The organism is Candidatus Magnetaquiglobus sp. (genome assembly GCF_058402785.1).
Window position 1 is genome coordinate 13801 of record NZ_JBZVFG010000040.1, and the last position, 21512, is coordinate 35312.

Consider the following 21512-nt stretch of genomic DNA (forward strand, 5'->3'; position numbering starts at 1 on the left):
GGGATGGTCACGCCGAAGGCCGACTCGGCAGGGGATGCCGACTTGAAAGGGAAAGCCCTCTCGGAAGGGGAAACCGACTCGGCAGGGGAAGCCGGGATTGTCGGGCGCTGGAACTCCCGTCCGAACCGCGCGCGGCGATCCGGACGGAACAGCCGACCGCTCAGCGTTTTTTCATAAACTGCTGGACGTAAAAGAAGAACTCGACGAAAAACAGACCAGCCTCGCACTTGAAGTACTGCTTCACACTGTCGAAATTGCTTTTATACTGCATCTTGTAATCCGTTCCGGTGATCAGCGTCGGCGGGGTGAGGTTGATGTTGCCGAAACCGGTACCCAAACGGGTCTGCACCCCACCCGCGATGATGTTGGCCAACTCGCCGAAACCATCCCCCGCTTCGCCAAAAATGGTGTCGTAGCTCTCGCCCGAAAAGGAGGATGCCAGCTCGATGGCGGCATGCAAAGGCGCCGCCAGATGAATGCCACCGTGGATGCCACCGGAGAAGTTGATCACCACGGTCACCTCGGAGCTTGGTGGACGGTAGTCGTCATCCTCCTTTTTCTGGACTGTCGGGCCCGGCTCGACTTCCATGACCAGATAGGCAGAGAACATCTCCTTGACCGCTTCCTTGATCAACCCGGCAAACTCCGCTTTCATGGTCATGTCGTTGCTTTCCTTGGACGTACATTGCATTAATATGAAGAGATCGCGCTGCGACCACGATGTTCCGGATTGCCGGAGCGTTTCATCTGACTTTCGATAACAAAAAGTAATTTGTTACGCACCAAAGTCTATCAAACAGCCCCTTTCCAGGGCAACCCTAAATCACATCGCATTCACGCAGCATGGCATGATACTGCCCGGCAATCCGATCCCAATCCAACCCCCCCACGGTCTCGAGCCCACCATCCCGGATCGTGGCCAGCAGCGTCGGATCCTCCAACAGCCTGCCCACCTGTTCGGCCATGCGCGCCGTGTCACCGACATCGGACAAGAACCCGTTCCGGCCATCCAGGATCCAATCCGCCGGCATGCCCATGCGACTCGAAACCACCGGCACCCCACAGGCCCAACTCTCCATCAACGCCTTGGGTCCGCCCTCGGCACGGGAGGTGATGGCATAAAGATCCAAAAGCTGATAACAGGAGACGATATCGAGATAATTCTCCAGAAAGCGGTGCCGGTACGGGATGCCCAGCCGTTCGAGTCCGCGCTTGACGTAGCCACGGGCCGGGCCGGTCAGCATGACCATCATATTCGGATGGCGTCCCCGGAGCTGTTCCAACAACTCCAGAAAGAGATCCGGCCCCTTGACCGGCTTGGGCTCCTCGCCATCGCCCCAGCCGATTCCATCCTTCTGAAACGAACCAATGACGAACGCCTCGCGGGGAATCTCCAGCGCGGCGCGCAGACGGGCGCGGGTCGCGGCATCGGCAGGCCGGAAACGGGTCAGGTCCACGCCGAGGGGGATCAACTCGATCTTCTCCCCCGGCACGCCATGCGCCATCAACACCTTTCGCGAAATCACGCAGGAAACGACCACCTTGCGCATCCGATCGAAGATGCCCGGCATCCTGGCGAACATCTCATCCATTTTGGGTTCGCCGCTGTCTGGTTCCCCGTGGAACCAGGTGAGAAACAGGGCGTTCGAGGGGTGCAACCGATCGCGCGGACCGGCAAACCAGACCGCGCGGTTGCCAAACAGAATCACCTGATGGCGCAGACGCCAGGGGGCGGTGATGATCGGCACGACATCCCCCAAACGGCTCTCCAGCCCGGTGGCGATATAATGGGCATCCCACCGGTAAGACCAGTTGGCCGAATCGGAGACGTAATGGACCCTGCGACGCAGACGCCCGCGCAACTCCTGAACCAGGGGATCGACAAGACGGGTCAGGGGAATCATGCGACCACCTCTGCCGGCCCGGTGTCCACCGGTCTGGTCTCGGACCAGATCTCCCCCCAGCGCACTTCGAGATGGATGACGACCAGACCGGCGGCGCGCATCTCCTCGTGAAACGACTCCAACGTGTATTCGGTCTGATGGGTGGCATCCAATCGCCACGCCACCCCCAACTCCCGTTTCAGGGCCACGCGCCAGTCGCGCTCGAACAACGGCACCCGGATCAACAGACGCCGAGCCCCGCAACGGGCGACCAGACGCTTGAGAAACTCCGGTCGTCCCGACAGATGTTCCAACACATTGGAAAGAGTCACCACATCAAACGGACCGTTCACCCCCTCCTCCGAGGTGGCATCACCCACCCGGTACTCGACATGGGGATGGGGACGCAACCGACGGGCCTCCTCCACCTTGACCGACTCCAACTCGATTCCGAGCACCCGACACCCTCCCCTCTCGGCCATGTCGCGGGTCAGCGCCCCATTCCCGCACCCCACGTCCAACACCCGCTCACCCGGTTCCAGACGACCGACGAAGAAGTCATGATAGGCCATCAACCGATGCTTGGGATGCAGTCCGGCACCGAAACGCACCGCCTGCTCGCCCTGCACCTTGTAAAGACGATCGTCAAGCCGGAACAGGAAACGAAGGGCCTCCCCGGCTTGCAGACCTTCAGCCCGAGTCTGGGCCAGCCGGGCCACCATCCCGCGCAAGGCATCGTCATGCAACCCTTCCGCCACCGCTTCGCACAGCGTCTCGCGCCAGCGACGCGGCAATCCCGCCAGCAAAGCCTTCAATACGGTACGAATGCCCGACACGACCGATCTCCTTCATCCATGCCATCGTCCCTGTTCATCACGCTGCTTTGACCTTCTCCGCGCCTGTCCTTATACTAACCCCATAATCGAGACACAACCACGATGCAACCGTCCCGTCACGTTGCCCAAAAAAAGCTTCCTTTCGTTCACCGGCAGCCCACTCCGGTTGCCTTATCCGCCTCACATGACGCATCACCCGTGGCGGCTCCTCCAACGGTTGACCATAACATCATGACACCCGCCGATCCACCCCCATCTCCAGAATCCCGAGTGGAACATCTGGACTGTTTACGCGGCCTGGCGGCTGTTTCCGTGGTGCTGGCGCACATCGTGCGCAATTTACTCCTGCCTTACAACACCCTTCCCAACGGAGAATGGCTGCAACAGCTCGTGTATCACTCCCCTTTCTATCTGTTCATCCACTCCGCGATATCGGTTAAACTGTTCTTCGTGATCAGCGGGTTCAGTCTGTCCTATCCGATCCTCATGAACCACGGAAACCATAAAATCCGCCAAATGGCACTGTACCGCATCTTTCGCCTGGGCGTTCCGATGATCTTTTCAGCACTGCTGGTCTACGCATTCTTGAAAATGGAGCTTTATTCCATCAACGAAGCATTCGCCTTGGTCAAACAAAGATGGCTTCTGCGGTTGTCCAATTTCGAACCCAATCTCATGGATGCCGTCTTCGGCACGATCCTACGCTTCCTTCTGAACATTCCATCCGATTTTCCCAGATACAACAACGTATTCTGGACCATGCCCATCGAGTTCGTCGCCTCGATGACTCTTTTCGCACTGCAATTCATCTTTGCCCGCCAGGCCTTGTGGATTCGGTCCCTCGTCTACCTGCTCTTGACCATCCTGCTCTGGAAATCGTTGTATCTCGGTTTTGTTCTGGGCGCGGCCTTGTGCGATTGGACCCTTCATCTGCAACCCCAGGAGCGCCTGAAGCGTCTGCTGGGTCCAACCGCGCTATCCGGGATCGAGATCGCCATCATCGTACTCTTCCTGACCTTTTTCTCGGCCTTGCGCGTCTTCCCAAGATTGGGCAGCATCATCGAATACCATATCCTGGACGGCAATGCCCTGGAGTATCTGTTGGCATTGACCATCCTGGTCGTCGCCTCCTTGCGCAACCATCTCCATGCCTGGATCACCACACCTTTCATCCGTTATCTGGGCAAGATCTCCTTTTCCCTGTACCTGGTCCACATTCCCATCCTCGCATCGTTCTCCTGCTGGTTGTTCGTCACCCTTCACGAATGGATCGGCAATCAGATTGTGATCGCCATCCTGGTACTGACGACATCCTTGCCCCTCATAATCCTGGTGTCGCATCTTTTTCATCATCTCGTGGAGGTAAGGACGCTCAACTGGATCAAGCCCCGAATCACGCGCCTGAGCAATGCGCCATGCCGGCGTCACGTCGCCCGTGCATCTGGAAGCGGATCGGTTTGACCAACCTCAGGCAAGGGCAACGCCCTCGACACGCACCACCACACGGACCCTTTGGCCACGCGCATGATCCACCTGCTCTACTCTGCGGATTATGAACTTTTTCTGGGAGGCCTCAACCAGCCGGAAGAGGCGGTTCTGATCGAGCCGACCGCGCGGCTGCTGGCTTGTTGCACAAGGCTCGGCATCCCACTGACCCTCTTTGCCGATGTCGCCTGTCTGTGGCGCTATCGCGCCTTGGGACTGGACCGTTTCCCGGATCTGGCCGAAGCGCAACTGGTGGAGGCGATCCAGCACGGTCACGATGTCCAGAACCATCTCCACCCGCACTGGGAGGCAACCCGCATCGAAGCAGGTCGATTTCACTTCGACCCGGCAAGCTATCTTTGCGGCACCTGCTCCCCGGATCCCGAGGAGCGCCGACGACGCACCACGGCCTGGCTGCGCCATGCCACCACCCATCTGACCGAACTGTTGACCCCCCATGCCCCGGATTACCGCTGCATCGCCTTTCGCGCCGGAGGGTACGGACTCCAACCCGACGAAGCGATGCTGCTCGCAGCCTTGCTCGAGACCGGCCATCGCATCGACTCGAGCATCATTCCGGGATTCGCGCTCCACACCCCCATGCAACGGGTCGATTTCACCCATCTCCCCGCGCACGGGAACGGATGGATCGCGCCACGAACCGGTCTGAACAAACCGACCCCCCGTGGAGAAGGGCTGCTGGAAATTCCGATCGGCGCCTGTCGTTTCACCCCCCGACACCGGCTGGCCCTGCGTCTGCCCGAGGCGTTGCGGCAGGGGTGGGAAATCCTGCTGAACCGATCCGGTCCCGCCGCGCGCGGAACCCCCTGCAACGAACCGATCGCCACCCCATCATCGGCTGGTCGGATCAAGCGGGCCTGGTGGCGGTTCAACACCGTGTTGGCGCGTGATTTTCAAAGATTGGAACTCGGCACCGATCCGCGCCCGTTGCTCGCCTGTTTCGCGGACCATCTGCGCGCCAGCGGTTACCGTGAAGGGCAGGAAGATCCGCTCTTCGTGGCCATGAACATCCATCCCAAGGGGATTCATGCCGGACATCTGGCAGCCCTGGAGCGGTTCCATGATCGCGTGTGGCGTCGTCACGCCGGGGAGATCCGCACCCTCACCTTCCAGCAGGCATGGCGACTCGTGGAAGCGGGGATCCCAACGGAGAACGGAGTTCGGATCAGCGTCCACGGAGAGCCTGGCGCGGAACAGGGATCAAAAGCCTGAGAGGCTGTTTCGCAAATGCCAAACAGCCGACGCGGGCCATGAATGGCCCGCCAAATTGCACGGCAATTTGAGAAGCACGAATCGATTCGTGCGGGTTTGGGGATTCCATGAAGGGAACCACCAAACCGCCTCTGAAATCTGCCGGAATGGCCGCCGTCTCTCACGACGCCCCCGGAAATCCGGCAGAATCGCTCACGACGACTGCCCGCCAAAGATGGAACGGAAGTTGCTGACCCAACCCGGCACGGCACACGACGACAAGCGCGATCCAAGGACGTGCATTCCATGCGACCCCGCACGATCTCGAGAAACGTCCGCGATGCGCATTCGTGCCTGAACAACCGGCTGCGCAATCTGGCGAACCAGCCCTGATCCGTGCCGGATGGTTGGCCCGTGCCAAGCAGCCTCCCAGATCGTCCACCCATTCAACCCAACCCGCACCGGACACGACGATGAACTTTGATCAATCGAAACAATGGTTGGAGCGTGCCTATAAGGTCATCCCCTCCGCGACCCAAACCTTCTCCAAAGGACCGACGCAGTGGGTCAGAGGTGTTTCCCCGCACTTTCTGGAGCGTGGGGAGGGTGCCTGGGTGTGGGATGTGGACGGGAATCGCTATCTGGACTATCTGATGGCGCTCGGTCCCATCATTCTTGGTTACAACCATCCGCGCGTCCAGCAGGCGGTTTGCGATCAAATGCGCGCCGGATCAACCTTCAGCATGATGCATCGGCTGGAAGTGGAACTGGCGGAACGGCTGGTCGAAATCATTCCCGGTGCGGAAATGGTACGTTTCGGAAAAAACGGTTCCGATGCCAACACCGCCGCGATTCGTGCCGCGCGGGCCTATACCGGTCGTGATCGGGTCGCCTGTTGCGGCTATCATGGGTGGCATGACTGGTTTATCGGTTCCACCACGCGCGACAAGGGCGTGCCGAAGGCGGTGGCCGAATTGACGCATGTGTTTCAATACAACGATCTGAAATCCTTGGAACGGTTGTTGATCCAACACCCCGGTGAATTTGCCGCGGTCATCATGGAGCCCGTAGGGGTGGAACCCCCGCAAGCGGGATATCTGGAGGGCGTGCGGAAGCTGTGCCATTCCCATGGGGTTTTGTTGATTTTTGATGAGATCGTGACCGGTTTCCGCTTGTCGTTGGGGGGCGCGCAGGCTTTCTTTGGCGTGACCCCAGATTTGGCCACTTTTGGAAAAGCCATGGCGAATGGTTTGCCTTTATCCGCCGTGGTTGGTCCCAGAGAGATCATGGAAATATTCGATGAAATCTTTTATTCAGGCACCTTTGGAGGTGAAACGGTCTCCCTGGCGGCAGGTCTGGCCACGATCGATGAACTACAGACGCATAACATTTTATCACAGAACTGGAAACATGGAGAGGCTGTTCAGGCAATCCTCAAGGATCTGATCAAGCAATACCAACTGGACGATGTCGTCAAACTGATGGGTTATCCCGTGCGTTCGGTGTTGGCTTTTCCAGATGTCGATGAAAAACGAACCCGCCTGAAACGGAGTTATTTCATGCAGGAGTGCGTCAAGCGTGGCTTGCTGTATTTCTGCAGCCATATTCCATGTGGGGCCCATGGGGAGAAGGAACTGGAATTCACCGAGACGGTCTTTCGTCAAGTCGTGCCACTGTTTGCCTCGGCACATCGAGATGATCTGTTCGAGCAGAAATTGGAAGGGGGGTGTGTGGAAGCGATTTTCCGCAAAGCATGACCCATGAAACCCTCTCGCCTGATTTTCCGACTGGATGCCGATCAACGGATCGGCATCGGCCATTTGCGTCGCTGCCTTGTTCTGGCGGATGCCGCCAGACTCAGAGGGATCGAATCCACCTTTGTATTGGGTTATGGCGGTGAGGAATCGCGACAGGTGGTCGTTGAATCCGGATATCCTTGTCAAGTACTGCACTCAGAAGAGGCCTATGATGCAGCCGTGATCGTTGGTCCGGGCGAAACGGCAGACCACTTTGCGATCGCGATATTGGATCTGTCTCATTTTCGCACGTTTGAACATCTTAAAGAATTCGACCGTTATCTGCATGCCCTGCGCCATCGCTTTTGCGGTGTCGCGATTCTGGACGCCGCCTATTGTGATTCTTTACGAGCCAGGTTGCAGAATCCTGCCGCGGACTGCATAATTTCTCCCTATTGTGGTGAAATACTGGTCGAGCCCGTGAACGGAATCCTTTATTGCAACGGCACGGCATATTATCCCTTGGATTCATGCTATCGGATGGCCGAGGCGTGGGAGCGTCCCATAAGGCGTGCAGGCGATCGTGTTCTGATCAGTTGCGGGGGGGCGGACCCCCTGGCCGTGACCCCGCGGATTCAGAAGGCACTGGAGCAGATTGACGACCGTCGATTGGATGCGCGCATCGTTGTCGGGCCTTGTTTCCCCGAGCCTTTGCGGCTCGAAATCAATCGCCTGGCGCTCAATTCCCGTCATCACGTCGAGCTGCTGCTCTCCCCACGAAATCTCGCCGATTGGATGATCTGGAGTGACCTGGCCATTTCATTATCCGGCCTGACCAAATACGAACTGGCCGCCACGGGAACTCCGACATTGTTGTTATCGATTGATCAAGCTCATGCGGATATCAATCGTCCATTTGAAGAGGCAGGGAGTTCTTTGCATCTTGGTGTGGCTGTCGAAGTTGACGCGCGAACCTTGGCTCAAGAGGTCGTCAAGTTGCTGGAGAATGTCTCTCTCCGCCTTGAGATGTCCGGTCGTGGCCGAAAATTGGTGGATGGACAGGGAGCAGAGCGCATTCTCCATTCCTTAACAAAAATCGATCGTGCCTGACCTCTGAAAAACCATTTGGCACTGGCCAAACAGCCAACCCGTGCATGGGATAGCCGCCAGATTGCGCAGCACCTTGTCCAAGCACGGTCCAATTCTTTCGAACCGTGCTTGTTTGTCGCCTCCATGGATGGCATTCCCAAACAGCCTCTCATCTTGGCCGCACCAAGAGGAACCACATGTCGTCATCCGAGCCTTTACCGAGTTGTCCCATTTGCGAATGTTCCAATCATTGGTTGTTGCCCTTTCTGGACCGAGAGTCCGGGCAATCGGCCACACGAAACCATGGATATGCCTGGCACCTGTGTGTGCGTTGCGGCAGCGGTTACCCCTCCATGGTTGCCTCTCTGGAAGATCTGCAACGCTATTGGAATTACAATCGTCTGGAATCATTAGAGAGCCACAATGAGCACAGCATATGGGAACAAAGAATCCATTATGCCGAATACTGGGCAAAACTGACCTGGGAGACCTTGGGCCCTTTCATGCAGAAATCTCCAGGACGTTTCATGGATATCGCCTGCGGATTGGGTGTGACAGTCAAACATTTTCAAGACCAAGGTTGGCATGCCATCGGGATCGATGCCGATCCCAATACGGGGAAATTTCATGAAAAACTTGGCATAAACAGCATGATAGGACAATTTGAACATCAGAACATACCCGGGCGATGGGACATCATTTCAATCGCACATGCCATTTATTTTGTAAACAATCCAGGCGATTTCCTTGCAGAAGTACGAAATTCCCTGTCGGATCATGGACTTTTTCTTGTCATTATAAGTAATTTCTCATCTCCCCTCTCCGACGCACTGCCAAGCAAAATCCACACCTGGTATCCATCACCATCCGCCATGCAGGTTGCCCTACGCCATCATGGTTTTGAAATCGTGCATCGCGTCAAACATCGTGGCTCTGTTTTCTTTTTGTCAAAAAAATCCTCACCATCGCCCGTCATCCCGATCAGTCGCTTCAGATTGCTCCAAATGCGCTGGCAAAGACATGTATACATTTTTTTTGGACGACCTGTTCTACGACTCTCCAGGATTTACAAGAAAGCCCTGAAAAATATCTCATAATCTTGTATTGACAACCTATTTATGCAATCCTATTCAACAAGAACATCTCGCACGGCAATATTTGTCCACGCGATGGTCATCACACTTCATCTTGAAGACGATTTACTGGCTCCATCCATGGCAGCACGCAAGCATGCAAAGGACAAACCCATTCGCCCATTCGCTGGCAGACCTATCCATACAACAATAAAAACGCCATTCAAGGCGATCCTTGTCAGAATCGCATCAAGATCATCAAAATATAAATACAGGGTGTGGTGATGAAAATCATATTGCATGGGTTTGGCGCCTTTCCCTTCATTCACTACTACATGATTCAAAAATCAAAATCCTTATTCCCTTTTCTTGAATGGTCCATCGTACTTGGCAATTCCATTCCTTTGCAGCTGTTTCGAGAAAAATTACCTGAAATTCCGTTACTTGATGTCGAAAAAGCCTGGACAGAGAAATTGGCGAGCGTATCCCATGCCAACGAAATCGATCTGTCTTCGTATAACGGGAATATCTATTCTGACATAGCTGCCGAAAAACGGAACTTCAAACACCGATCAGGCGAGGAGCAATTGCGACGCGCCGCCTCACTGTATTTAGTGGTCAAGAAGTTCTTCATGGAGATCCAACCAGATTATGCAATGATTTCGCAAATAGAAGGTGTTGATGGCAAGATTTTTGCCGCTGTCGCCCGTGAACTGGGCGTTCGATTGATCGTTCCATGCAGTTGCCGCAATCTTGGGGGAATCTTTTTAGCCGAAGCGGATGCGGAAATCGTGCCCAGCTATGCTGAAGTCAATGCCGCCAGCCTCTCGGAGGCTGAACAATTCTTGCATCAATTCCGCAAGAGTCCAACACCCGCCAATTCCCCCATTCACTTCCCAGGCGAGCCACTCCCTGACTTCCGACAACCTTTTTTATCACGCGCATGGCAAGGAATCCAACGGGGACTACGCCATCCTGAACTCCTTGAACCCGACACATTCCGTGTTGCACTTCTCAACAATCTCCCCTTGTTGCGCGACTCCATCTGGGGGGTGCGTGCACGAATCAATCGACGCACGACTCATGTTGAATTTCAAGCTGACCTTCCCGAGAATTTTGTATATTATCCATTGCAGTACTCTCCTGAATCTTCCATCAACACCCCTGCCCCATACTTTGTAGACCAACTCCGAGTCCTCGATGCCATCCGCTTTTCCCTACCCGGCAACATTCGACTCGTCGTGAAGGAGCATCCGGCATGTCTTGGTCTTCGGCCTGTTCAGTTCTATCGTCAATTGAAAAAACTGCCAGGTGTCGTGATCGCTTCAGCCGACATGAAGAGCAGCTTATTGATCCAGCACGCCTTGCTGACAATTTCAGTGACCGGAACCGCTCTTCTCGAGGCTTTTCTGTTCGGAAGAAGTGCCATTGCCTTGGGGAGTAACCTTATGGCCCATGCACTGGGTGGCATCACGACGTTATCGTCCTTGCCCCTGACGATTCAACAACGACTCGGACAGGAAATTCCCGATGAAAAGATCATCACGGGATTGGCGGAAATTTTCAGTGTACGTCACTGCTGCAATTTTTCTTCCCCTGGAAGCGTTGGGGAACCCATCCTGAGAGATCAAAACATTGAAAGGCTATTGCATGCGCTCCATCAACATATCGAGAAAACCTCAAAAAACGGCCCCAGAGAAGCGCATGAATTCATCTGTTGACTGAAAACTCCACTCTCGAACAACACAAACATCCAGTGCATAACTCCTTCTACAAGGTTATTCTATCCGCAACGGGATTAACGATTCTGCTCCAGATGTTGGGGCTGTTTCGTCAATCCTTGACAATTTCCTATTACGGCTTGAGCAGAGATCTGGATTTGTTCTGGACCATCTATGCCATGGCTTCCGTATCCGTTTTCAGTATCGGTATCATCCTTGAAACCGTCAATACAGCACTTCTTGTTCAATTGCGGGACGAACAAGGCAACCAGACGCTACAGGAAGCGTTATTACCATACGCCGCGTCATCGGTTATATTGGGTTGTTGTGCTGGACTGCTGTTCATAACGGTCGTTCCTGCGCTTGAGTTGATCTATTGCGCCGGATTCAGCAATGAGGATCGGGCTGTTGTCGAGTCCCTGATTTATCCTTCTTTGCCATGGATTGTTGGTTTGATTACATACTACGGCCTGTCGGCTGCCGTCAAAACGATATGGGCCTTCAATTGGGCTTTTGTTGGAGAGTTGCTGATCATGCTGGTTTCGATCATGCTGATCATACTAAATCACGATCATGTTCATATGTTGCCACTGGCCTACGGAGCCGGATATTGGCTGGCGACAATCTGGTTATTGATTCGATTACTGAAAGAGGCCAAAGGCCAGTTCAGATATACCTGGGTCGCTCTACCCGTTCTGATGCGCCGTATCGTCAAGCACTATTCTGCTCTGATGACCAGCACCCTTTACGGATTCGCGGAGAGATTCTGGATGTCCAGCATTCCGGAAGGTGGGATTGCCTCCATCCAGACCGTTCAGCAACTGATCATGGGACTGAGTTCTCTCTTGAGCATGCGCGACGCCTATCTGGTACCACTTGCACAAGAACACGGAAGAGAAGAACGTTTGCGACGTCTTTTGATGGGTGTTTTATTGATTTCCATCGGCGCATGCAGCTTCATCGCATGGGTAGCCCCAGAGATCACATCGGTATTGTTCAATTATGGTCGCACTTCCAACAAGGATCTTGTTCTTATCGCAAATCTACTATCACTTGGAGCCATCACGACCATTCCGGCCACGCTTTCCTCACTCGTATGGCGCACCAGGCAATTATCGGGTCACCACAATCGGTTCATGATTTCTTCCATCACCAATGCATCGCTCACCTTTGGATTGGGATGGATCTTGATCAAGGATATGCAGCTTGGAGCTAACGGCATAGTCTTCATGCAGGCCATCAATTCTTGCATCTCTCTGCTTATTGCGCTTTCCGGGTTGCGGGATCATTCCGGTTTTATAAAAAATATATTCAAGTGGGCAGGATTGATCGGGGGAGTCTCGATCCTGTTCTCTTTTATTGCCGTGAGCCTCGCAAGAAACACCTTTCACCAACCCATTCTTGTGATCCTGTTATCCGGAAGCACCTATTCTGTATTGACTGCGGCATTTGGGTATCTTCTTCGCCATAAGCTGCGTGCATTGTGTTTCTGAATCTCTCCACACCGATTTGCCGCCGCGCATTCCATTCACCGCACGAGACTGTCCTCTTTCACAGAGACAGTTGGATGCTTCCATCCCTGGCACCACCAAACGCGCATGGGGCGAATCCATTCGCCCCATGCGTGCCCCATGGCCCAAGGTATCTCCTTTGCTCCAACCGAGTCGACGCAACCGCGGCATCTCGCAAACATCCTCTGCTGGCAACATGAGGTTTCCTCCTTGGTTAACGTGCCCAAGGATTGAAACCGAATCTTTCGTTCATGTCCTCTCTCCTCCTTTCCGGAAGAAGGGGGCTATTCCTCGTGTCGCCAGGGAGTCGGTTTCTCATGTCGCCTGACACACAAAATTCGCCAGCCCAAATTGAGTCCACACGTCACATCACAGATTCGGTTTTTTTTGCGGCAACCGCTAAACGCATTTCCTGTTTCTTACGTTCCTTTTCAGCCCGTTCAAATTCCATACGATTCTGTTTGGCTTGGGAACGCTGACTGGTCAACTCCTTTTTCTCATTCATCCTCTTGCTGTTTTCCATTGCCATTTTGCCGTAGCGAAAATAATGAACAAGAGGTATGTTTGCCGGACAAACATAGGCACAACTGCCGCATTCTATACAATCCAGAAGATTAACATCCTGAAGTTGATCGATCAGATCGTGTCTGGCGCGTAACGCCATTTCGCACGGAACCAGATGCATTGGGCAGGCCTGTACACAATAACCACATCGGATGCACGGTTGTTCAGGCTCAATGTGCATCTCTTGCTCCAACATGGCAAGAACACCCGACGTTCCCTTGACTACCGGGACTCCAAAATCATGAATGGCGACTCCCATCATCGGACCACCCAATACTACCCTTTTGACATCACGCTTCAAACCTCCACAATGATTGATGAGCGACTGTACAGGCGTGCCGATGGGGACCTCCAGATTGGCAGGCCGATTAATACCAAGGCCGGTAACGGTCACCACACGATTAATCAATGGGTGCCCAAACAGAACCGCATTACGGATAGCAAGCGCAGTGGCAACATTGTGAACAATGACGCCAAAATCAATTGGCAGTTTCCCGGCAGGAATCTGACGACCCGTCACTGCCTCAATAAGCATTTTTTCCGCACCTTGCGGATAAACAACCGGAAGAACGGAAACACGAATATTTGGCGTATGCTCTATGGCTTTACTCATCGCCTGAATAGCTCCAGGCTTATTGTTTTCAATGCCGATCACGCAGTTCTCTATACCCAGAGCATGCAACATGATCCGGATGCTTTCAACAATTTCTTCTGACCTTTCCTCCATCACCCTGGCATCACAGGTCAGATAAGGCTCACACTCCACACCATTAATGATGAGCATGTCAATCGACTTGTGCTGCGGAGGCGACATTTTAATAAAACTGGGAAACGATGCGCCACCAAGTCCCACCACACCGGCTTGACGAATCTTGTCGATGATCAGGGCGGGTGATGCGTTCAATGGGTCCTCCAGTCCTGTCAGTTCCGGATGCCATTGATCGTTTCCATCGGGTTCCAGTACTATGCACCGTTGGCCCAAACCGGAAGGGTGCCCGGCTATATGTTCTTCAATGCCTAAAACGATACCCGACGTGGGGGCGTGCACACAAGAGGAGACAAAACCTTGCGAAGAACCAAGCAGTTCTCCCTTAAACACTTTATCGCCCGTTTTCACACAGGGTTCACTGGGCGCCCCGATATGTTGGTGCAGAGGAATAAAGAGTCTCTCCGGCATTGAGATCGGTTCGATGGCATTTTGAAGAGACAGTTTCTTGCACTCATCGGGATGCACTCCTCCGTAAAATTTTTTTATGGCTGCTGCAAAATGATGGTTCATCTTTCTTTATACACCTCCCTGAGCATTCTATGTTCATCGTACTTCGTTACAAATGACACTGGGCTCTGACATTCACAAAGTCACCAACGAAAACACCGCAACGGCAAAAGGGGCAGGCTCACACGCAGCAAGTCCAACAACCTCTTGGAAACGACGACAGGAACACGAGTACGGCGTCCTCCTGTTCCTGAACAATCTCTCCATATCTCCTTCTCGCACAACCAAGCCAAAAACGACCTCCAGATGACCAAATCAGAAAATTCTGGGCTGCTTCCGCGCTCAGGATGGCACTGACATCCTCTGCCGCATTCGCAACTTCCTCTCCATCTGCCGAAAAAAGGATGTCTCCGCATATACGGTCACCCCATGCGGACAGAGCATCGGGCTTGAGTTACCGTGGAACTCCTGAAGGGAGTTCCACGGTAACGGGGGGTGAGGGGGTTCTCGCCCGATCATGCAGGTTACTGGGTTCCAGCGTGAGATGCCGTGGGTGCAGAGGTTGATGCCGAGTTGCCGATCGGCGTGGGTTGCCAGCCATAAACAGCCAGAAGCACTGCAAAGCCGACCACATAACCCACCGCAACATGCCAACCATTTTTCAACCAGGCTCCGACTGATTTGGCTTCGTGAACGATATTGGAGATCGCGACACCAGCCGAGGAGCCGAACCAGATCATTGAACCACCAAATCCAACCGTATAGGCGAGCATGCCCCAGTCGTAACCGCCCTGTTTGATCGCAAGCGCCGTTAACGGAATATTGTCGAAGATCGCGGAAACAAAACCCAGCACCAACGCGCTCTCCCAGGAGGCAAGCGGAAGTTTTTCGACCGGCATCAGCGATGCGCAGGTGACCAGCGCCAACAGGAAAAGCGATCCGGCGGCGGTTCCAGGAATGAGTTTCCAATCGGGTGCGCGCCAGAATGAGGTCGCAATCAGCGCCACCCATACGGCCACACCGATGAACGGAAAATGATCGGCCAGGTGGTTGAAGCGTAGATTCACCGTGACATTGGTGACAATGGCGGAAACCAGGATGATAAAGACGATGGCCAGACGCGCTTTGTCCACATGCAACGTCGCGGAGTCCGCGGGGACGATCTCGGCATGTTTGGCCTGCTGAATAGAGGCAGGAATCCCGAAAACCACCAATGCGACCACTGCCGCGATATAGGCATGCAGCACATCCAGTGGATTCACGCCCGCGATCCACATCATGGTGGTGGTGGTGTCTCCCACGACACTGCCGGAGCCTCCAGCGTTCGATGCCGCCACAATGGCCGCGACATAGCCAATATGGACCCGCTTGTTGAAAATTGACATTGCGACGGTTCCGCCAATGATCGCGGCGGCAATGTTGTCGAGAAAACCGGAAAGAATGAAGACCAGAATCAGCAAGACGAAATTGCCAACCCAACCTCTGGACAGTACCTTTGGGATCAATTGTGGCACATGGCTACGTTCGAACTGATCTGCCAACAGTGCAAACCCAACCAGCAGACAAAACAAATTGGTCAGAATGACCCATTCATGACCAAAATGGGCAACCAGCCCTCCCATCCCACTGCCTTGCTTGAAGCCTGTGACCAAAAAATTATAGAACAGAATGACGGTCAAACCGCTGAGCGCGACCTGCAGAACCCGGTTGTGAAAAAGGGCAACCCCAATCAAGGTCATCGCAAAAAGGAGAAAATCGACCGGAATGCCGGCTACGGCGTGTCCATCTGACCGAGTGTAAGCCCAGAGGTCTGTCGGAACCAAAGTCAGCATCACTCCGACATAAAGGACGAAAGGGAAAGCATGTCTTTTCAAGATGACTCTCCTAAACAACCGTTCGTTAAAGAAGCTAACGTTTCACCGTCTTGTCCCCATGCAAAGCATATAAAGCCACTATTTTTCTTTGAGAATTTGCCAAGACAAGAAAATCCCCCGGAAAAATCATCCACGATATGGATGCAAAGGACACGGACTACAGAGAACGGCAAAACGTCGGTGGAGAAGAACGCCCAGAGATCAAATCGCCTTTATAAACTCCGAGAAACCTTTGATAAAGATCAACCGTATTCCGTCACCAACCCCTGTCAAGTTGGGCCTTGTCACGCCAAGCAGTACGGATTAACGACATACCCCGATGTCTGGTGAAATGCCGTTTTTGCCATCCACCCATACGGACCCGTTTAAACCGCACCCATCACGGGATGCGTCGTTCCAGGTTCCAGGGTCCAGGGGGATTATCCCCCCTGGGGAATCCAAGAGCAAAGCCCTTGGGACTTTGCTCTTGACTTGAGCGCGCGCTTCTCAAAGAAGCATTGTTCGCGTCTTTTGCGAAAAATGCGCCGTGCGCAGCCTTCGCGGGCTTCGTTTCCGCTTTTTGGAAACGAAGCCCGTATTTTGCACTGTGGCCTTGCGGGAAACGACGCATCTCAAAACAGACGCGGTTTAAACGAGCCTTTTGAAGATGAGAGCGCACCGTCGTGGCACCAGAAGGGTTGGCTTGCCTCAAATGGGGGAGAACCCCTCACCCCCCGTACCATGGACCGCCCCGGCCAGATCCAGGGCGCGGAATTTCTTGCCGGCCTCACCCCCCGTACCATGGACCGCCCTTCGGGAGATCCATGGTAAAACAGGTACGCTCCATTCAGAGGCTGTTTGGTGAGTCCATTCATGGAATCACCGAACCTGCACGAATCGAAACAATCGATTCGTGCTTCTCAAATCGCTGCGCAATTGGGCGGGCCATTCATGGCCCGCGTTGGCTGTTTGGCATGTGCCAAACAGCCGCTCAGATTGGATCGCTGCAAATCGACTTGCTGCCTATCTGCGGCGGACAGATGGCTTCCAGAAAGGTCAGCTTGGGTAAGTTTCACATCGGAAAGATCTGCATGTTTCAATTCTGTTGATCGTAGACCGCCCGGATCTCGAATCATGGGTGCAAGCCTTTTGGGCCAGAAGAGCTGAAAACCATGCATACGAACACGATCATAAATAGAAATTTATTGACAGTTCAATGCGTTGTGGTTTTTAAGGAATCTCTTAAATAAGGTTAGCGTGACTGCGATGCATTGTCAAGGAACACGAAAGAGCGGATCTTCCGATGAAAACGTCTAGCGACAAGCATCTGTTCCGACGGTCTTTTTGGGATCGCCCAGCCCCCACCCGCGCCGGGGGATGGGCGTGAAACGAGCCGCAAACGGTTACTACGAAAAATATTTTTAATCTTTAGTGTTGTACAATAATAATATTTTAAATTAAAATATTAATTAAACTCGTACTCAATCACCACTTATTGCTTCGTTTGGCATCCATCCGCATTCAAATAACTTTTCAACCCAACGTGGTGCGTTTCCATTGACTGCAATGGTCTCACAATCCACCGTTGAATCTCGATACGGTTTCCCTCCTGTCGAGCCTTATAACTTGCATGATGGGGAGAACCCCCCTCACCCCCGTACCATGGACCTCCCTTCGGGAGTTCCATGGTAAACATGATTTTCAAAAGCTTGCGAGCCAAGGCAAGGATGGACCGCTTGCGTCCCCGGGTGAGGGGGGACTCCCCCCCTCATGCACGTTACCGTGTGCTCCCAAAGAAAGCAATCCAGGGTACGAGGCGAAACAACGGAGTTCGTTGCAGAACAAGGTTGGGGCCTCATGACTGCGCGATCTCGCTGGCGTCACCTATCCCCAAGTATCTTTCATCATCGGGGGCGCCGCCACGGCATCGCCGTTACTTGGATTGCGTGGCTGTCTGAGAGCCCCCTATATCCGTATGATACCGATCTGCCGTCGGATGCCAACCCACCACCGCCAACATCACCATGAAGCCAAGGATATAGGCGACCGTGACATGCCAGCCATATCGCAACCAGTTGACCACGGATTTGGCCTCCGGAAAATTGTTGGACAGTGCGACGCCCGCGGAAGAGCCAAACCAGATCATCGATCCGCCGTATCCCACCGAATAGGCGAGCATGCCCCAGTCATAGCCGCCCTGCTTGATGGCCAAGGCGGTCAACGGAATGTTGTCGAAAACGGAGGAGACGAATCCGAGTCCGAAACTCGTCTGCCAAGAGGCCTGGGGCAATTTCTCCACCGGCATCAGCGAAGCGCAAACCACCAGGGAGAGCAGAAAAAGGCTGCCCTTGAAGGTTTCCGGCATCAAGGACCAGTCCGGTTTGCGTACGGGAGCGGTCAAGAGCAGAGCGGCCCAGACCGCGACCCCGATGAACGGAAAAGTATCTGATATTTCATTGAATTTCACATTAATCGTTACGTTGACGGTGATTGCCATGATCAGAATGAAGGCCACAATGGCCACGCGCGCGCCATCGACGTGAAGCTCCTCCGAGGTATTGGCGTAAATCGGCGAGTATTTGTGTTGCATCAAGGCGGCTGGAATGCCGGAGATCACCAACGCCACCAAAGCCGCGACATAGGCGTGCAAGACCTCCTGAGGCGCCACGCCGGCGATCCACATCATGGTGGTGGTCGTATCTCCGACCACGCTGCCCGATCCGCCGGCATTGGAGGCGGCGACGATGCCGGCCAGATAGCCGATATGCACCCGTCCCCGGAACACGATGGTCGCGATGCTGCCGCCGATCAGGGCGGCTGCGATGTTGTCGAGAAAACTCGACAAAACGAAAATCAATCCCAGCAGCATGAAGCCACCCATCCAACCGGAGGGGAGAAAGCGCGGCAGCAGTTCCGGAACGTTGCTTTTTTCGAAGTGGTTGGAAAGCAACGCAAACCCCATCAGAAGGCAAAGGAGATTGGTCAAGATCACCCATTCGTGTTGAAAGTGCAGGCCCAATCCTTCCAGCCCGCTGCCGTGTTTGAATCCGGTGAAGACCAGTTTGAAGAAGATGATGGTCGCCAATCCTGTCAGCGCCACCTGGAGGGTATTGTTGTGCAGCACGGCAACACCCATGAGCACCATGGCGAACAGGATGAATTCGACCGGAATGCCGAACAAGGTGGGGCCTTCCGGAATGGCACCCGTGCTGGCCAGCAAATTGGCGGGAAGAAACAAGAGGATCGGCAAAATCGGAAAGATTCTTTTCATAGAGCACTCTGCATTTAGTAAGTTTGGAGAGGGTCCATCGCACGCTCTGCGTCAAGTGTGGCGGGATGGGTTTCGGAGGTTAGGAAAGGGCCTGTTCTCAATCGTTAGAATTGCGTCAGACAGATCCCCAGGAGGGATCGGAAATGGAGCGAGAAGCATTATGAGACGACCGATGGCGCACATCAAGGATCTTTTGCACAGCAAAGTCCGGCGATCCTGGCTGTACCGCCAGAGGTAAGCTGTGCGCGATGATCCTGATAACAGATCCTGAGCACTTTCATCAAAGCACACCAGCACTCTGCCGGGGCAAAAATAAAGAGGGGGCAGCAGTCCATCGGTCGATCCAAAGGTGGATTGACCACCAAGATTCACGCGGTGGCAGATGCCCTCGGCAACCCACCTGAAACGTGCGTATCGGGGTGGGGCACGTCTTACCCGACCACCAGTGGTGGCACGGCCATCCCGCTCTGGATGGCGACCTGCTGCGTCTCAAGTCCCTGCAAGGCGACCTCTTCCCCGTCAAACCGTAGTCGCAGTACCGCTCAATCCGCATTGGGTTTGCTCACCGGCAGCACCACCTCGACGATGAATCCCCCGGTCGCGGGATGGGCGAAACGGATTTCGCCGCCGTGGTCGCGGATGACGGAGTGGGCGATGGCCAGTCCCATGCCCGCCCCGCCGGTATGCCGGTTGCACGAGGGTTCCAGGCGGCGGAAGGGTTTCATCACATTGACCCACTCCTCCTCGGGGAGGCCGGGGCCAGGGTCATGGATCCGAATGACGATGCTCCCGGTGTTGGTCATCATGGTCACATCGGCACGACCGCCATTCCGGGGCGTCGCCCAACAGGCGGGCCAGTACCGCCATTCTCTCCAGCAGATGCCGCTCGGATGAGATGACCGCGCTTTCCATCTTTTCGCTGGTGAAGATCAGATCGTGATGCTCTCCCTGCCTTTCGCCCTGGTGGGCGGCATCTGGCTGATGGATTGGCTGCATTTCAACGTGAGCGTCGCGGTGGCGGTGGGCTTTATCGCCCTGGCGGAGTGGCGGTAGAGACCGGAGTGGTGATATTGATCTATCTGGATCACGCCCTGAAGGAGCGTGCGGCGCGGCGTGAGGCGGAAGGGGGCGTCCTGACCCGTGGCGATCTCCACGAGGCGATCATGGAAGGGGCGGTGGAACGGGTGCGACCCAAGATGATGACCGTGGTGGCGATCATGGCAGGACTTTTGCCCATCATGTGGAGCACCGGCACCGGCACCGGCTCGGAGGTGATGCGCCGCATCGCCGCCCCCATGGTGGGGGGCCTGATCTCCTCCACCCTGCTGACATTGATCGTCATTCCGGCGATCTATGCGGTGATCAAAGAGTTTCCGTTGCGCCGGGAGCCTGCTTCCCGGAGCTTATCCAAGGGATGAACCCTGCAATTTTTGCACACGCCATGGAGGCGAACCATGAAAGAACATTTCGGCAAGATCATGCTCTGGCTCGGAGGTGCCGTGGTGGCGATAGGTGGTTGGTGGCTGTGGCCAACCAAGACTCCGGTCGCGCCCGACGAGGTGCTGGTCTACAAGTCGGCCTCCTGCGGTTGCTGCGGGGAGTGGGTGAAACATATGGAGCAGAATGGTTTTCACGTGCGGGTTCGGGACATGGAGGAGATGACGTCCGTGAAACGTCAACTCGGTGTACCATCCGCCATGGAATCCTGTCACACCGCGCAGGTCGGAGGCTATCTGCTGGAAGGCCATGTCCCCGCCAGGGAGGTACGGCGTCTGTTGCAGGAAAAACCGTCCGTCAAGGGGCTCGCCGTGCCCGGCATGCCGGTCGGGTCTCCGGGCATGGAAGTCCCTGGACAGAAATCGGATCCTTATCAGGTTGTGACCTTCACCACCAATGGAAACGTACAAACATTTGCCGAATATTGAGCAGAATGGCATGCGTCCCGGCAAACACCCCCATGTGCCCGTGGTGCGACGTCAGGTTGCGCGCATTCTGCTGATTGCGGCGTTGTGTCAGGCGACATGAGAAACTGACCCCCTGACGACACGAAGAATTGACCCCT

Annotated in this window: 16 protein-coding genes and 2 pseudogenes; 10 read left to right on the forward strand and 8 right to left on the reverse strand. The window is 54.6% G+C overall.

Annotated elements, in window-relative coordinates:
- Positions 1-160: 160 nt before the first annotated feature.
- From ACV4UY_RS12585 to ACV4UY_RS12595, 3 genes are all read right to left on the reverse strand, one after another.
- Positions 161-661, reverse strand: a complete 501-nt coding sequence (locus tag ACV4UY_RS12585) for a chemotaxis protein CheX (protein WP_491607934.1) — start codon at positions 659-661, stop codon at positions 161-163.
- Positions 662-818: 157 nt separating this feature from the next.
- A complete protein-coding gene (locus ACV4UY_RS12590; RefSeq protein ID WP_491607935.1) occupies positions 819-1904 on the reverse strand; it encodes a glycosyltransferase family 4 protein in 1086 nt (361 codons plus the stop codon).
- Complete coding sequence (locus ACV4UY_RS12595; protein WP_491607936.1) at positions 1901-2719, reverse strand: class I SAM-dependent methyltransferase; 819 nt, start codon at positions 2717-2719, stop codon at positions 1901-1903. The genes ACV4UY_RS12590 and ACV4UY_RS12595 overlap by 4 nt, the downstream gene beginning before the upstream one ends.
- 102 nt (positions 2720-2821) lie before the next feature.
- On the opposite strand from ACV4UY_RS12595, the gene ACV4UY_RS12600 reads away from it, so the two are divergent.
- The 7 genes from ACV4UY_RS12600 to ACV4UY_RS12630 all read left to right on the forward strand — a co-directional run bounded on the left by ACV4UY_RS12600 (position 2822) and on the right by ACV4UY_RS12630 (position 12528).
- The gene (locus tag ACV4UY_RS12600; protein ID WP_491607937.1) at positions 2822-4180 is read left to right on the forward strand and encodes an acyltransferase family protein; all 1359 of its coding nucleotides are present in this window, start codon (positions 2822-2824) and stop codon (positions 4178-4180) included.
- Positions 4181-4243: 63 nt separating this feature from the next.
- Complete coding sequence (locus ACV4UY_RS12605) at positions 4244-5437, forward strand: polysaccharide deacetylase family protein (RefSeq protein WP_491607938.1); 1194 nt, start codon at positions 4244-4246, stop codon at positions 5435-5437.
- Positions 5438-5766: 329 nt separating this feature from the next.
- Positions 5767-7173, forward strand: a complete 1407-nt coding sequence (locus ACV4UY_RS12610; protein ID WP_491607939.1) for an aminotransferase class III-fold pyridoxal phosphate-dependent enzyme — start codon at positions 5767-5769, stop codon at positions 7171-7173.
- Positions 7174-7176: 3 nt separating this feature from the next.
- Positions 7177-8262, forward strand: a complete 1086-nt coding sequence (locus tag ACV4UY_RS12615; RefSeq protein ID WP_491607940.1) for a hypothetical protein — start codon at positions 7177-7179, stop codon at positions 8260-8262.
- A 332-nt stretch (positions 8263-8594) separates the two neighbouring features.
- Positions 8595-9338 (forward strand): class I SAM-dependent methyltransferase, encoded by a 744-nt coding sequence (locus ACV4UY_RS12620; RefSeq protein WP_491607941.1) that lies wholly within the window; start codon positions 8595-8597, stop codon positions 9336-9338.
- Between the two features lie 260 nt (positions 9339-9598).
- Positions 9599-11035 (forward strand): capsular polysaccharide export protein, LipB/KpsS family, encoded by a 1437-nt coding sequence (locus tag ACV4UY_RS12625; RefSeq protein WP_491607942.1) that lies wholly within the window; start codon positions 9599-9601, stop codon positions 11033-11035.
- Positions 11032-12528, forward strand: a complete 1497-nt coding sequence (locus ACV4UY_RS12630) for a hypothetical protein (protein ID WP_491607943.1) — start codon at positions 11032-11034, stop codon at positions 12526-12528. Before ACV4UY_RS12625 ends, ACV4UY_RS12630 begins: the two co-directional genes overlap by 4 nt.
- Positions 12529-12910: 382 nt before the next feature.
- Here ACV4UY_RS12630 and rsxC read toward each other — a convergent pair whose 3' ends face one another.
- From rsxC to ACV4UY_RS12650, 4 genes are all read right to left on the reverse strand, one after another.
- A complete protein-coding gene (gene rsxC, locus ACV4UY_RS12635; protein ID WP_491607944.1) occupies positions 12911-14389 on the reverse strand; it encodes an electron transport complex subunit RsxC in 1479 nt (492 codons plus the stop codon).
- A 461-nt stretch (positions 14390-14850) separates the two neighbouring features.
- Positions 14851-16200, reverse strand: a complete 1350-nt coding sequence (locus ACV4UY_RS12640; RefSeq protein ID WP_491607945.1) for a citrate transporter — start codon at positions 16198-16200, stop codon at positions 14851-14853.
- A gap of 899 nt (positions 16201-17099) precedes the next feature.
- Entirely contained in the window at positions 17100-17357 is a 258-nt protein-coding gene (locus ACV4UY_RS12645) for a pentapeptide repeat-containing protein (RefSeq protein WP_491607946.1), read from the reverse strand.
- A gap of 755 nt (positions 17358-18112) precedes the next feature.
- A complete protein-coding gene (locus ACV4UY_RS12650) occupies positions 18113-19450 on the reverse strand; it encodes a citrate transporter (protein ID WP_491607947.1) in 1338 nt (445 codons plus the stop codon).
- A gap of 270 nt (positions 19451-19720) precedes the next feature.
- On the opposite strand from ACV4UY_RS12650, the pseudogene ACV4UY_RS12655 reads away from it, so the two are divergent.
- A pseudogene (locus ACV4UY_RS12655) lies at positions 19721-19849 on the forward strand (IS5/IS1182 family transposase); the annotation flags it as partial.
- A gap of 143 nt (positions 19850-19992) precedes the next feature.
- On the opposite strand, the gene ACV4UY_RS12660 reads toward ACV4UY_RS12655, so the two are convergent.
- Entirely contained in the window at positions 19993-20331 is a 339-nt protein-coding gene (locus tag ACV4UY_RS12660) for a sensor histidine kinase (protein ID WP_491607949.1), read from the reverse strand.
- A 43-nt stretch (positions 20332-20374) separates the two neighbouring features.
- On the opposite strand from ACV4UY_RS12660, the pseudogene ACV4UY_RS12665 reads away from it, so the two are divergent.
- Both ACV4UY_RS12665 and ACV4UY_RS12670 read left to right on the forward strand, forming a co-directional pair.
- Positions 20375-20868, forward strand: a pseudogene (locus ACV4UY_RS12665) (efflux RND transporter permease subunit); the annotation flags it as partial.
- A 36-nt stretch (positions 20869-20904) separates the two neighbouring features.
- Entirely contained in the window at positions 20905-21375 is a 471-nt protein-coding gene (locus ACV4UY_RS12670; RefSeq protein ID WP_491607948.1) for a DUF411 domain-containing protein, read from the forward strand.
- Positions 21376-21512 lie beyond the last annotated feature (137 nt).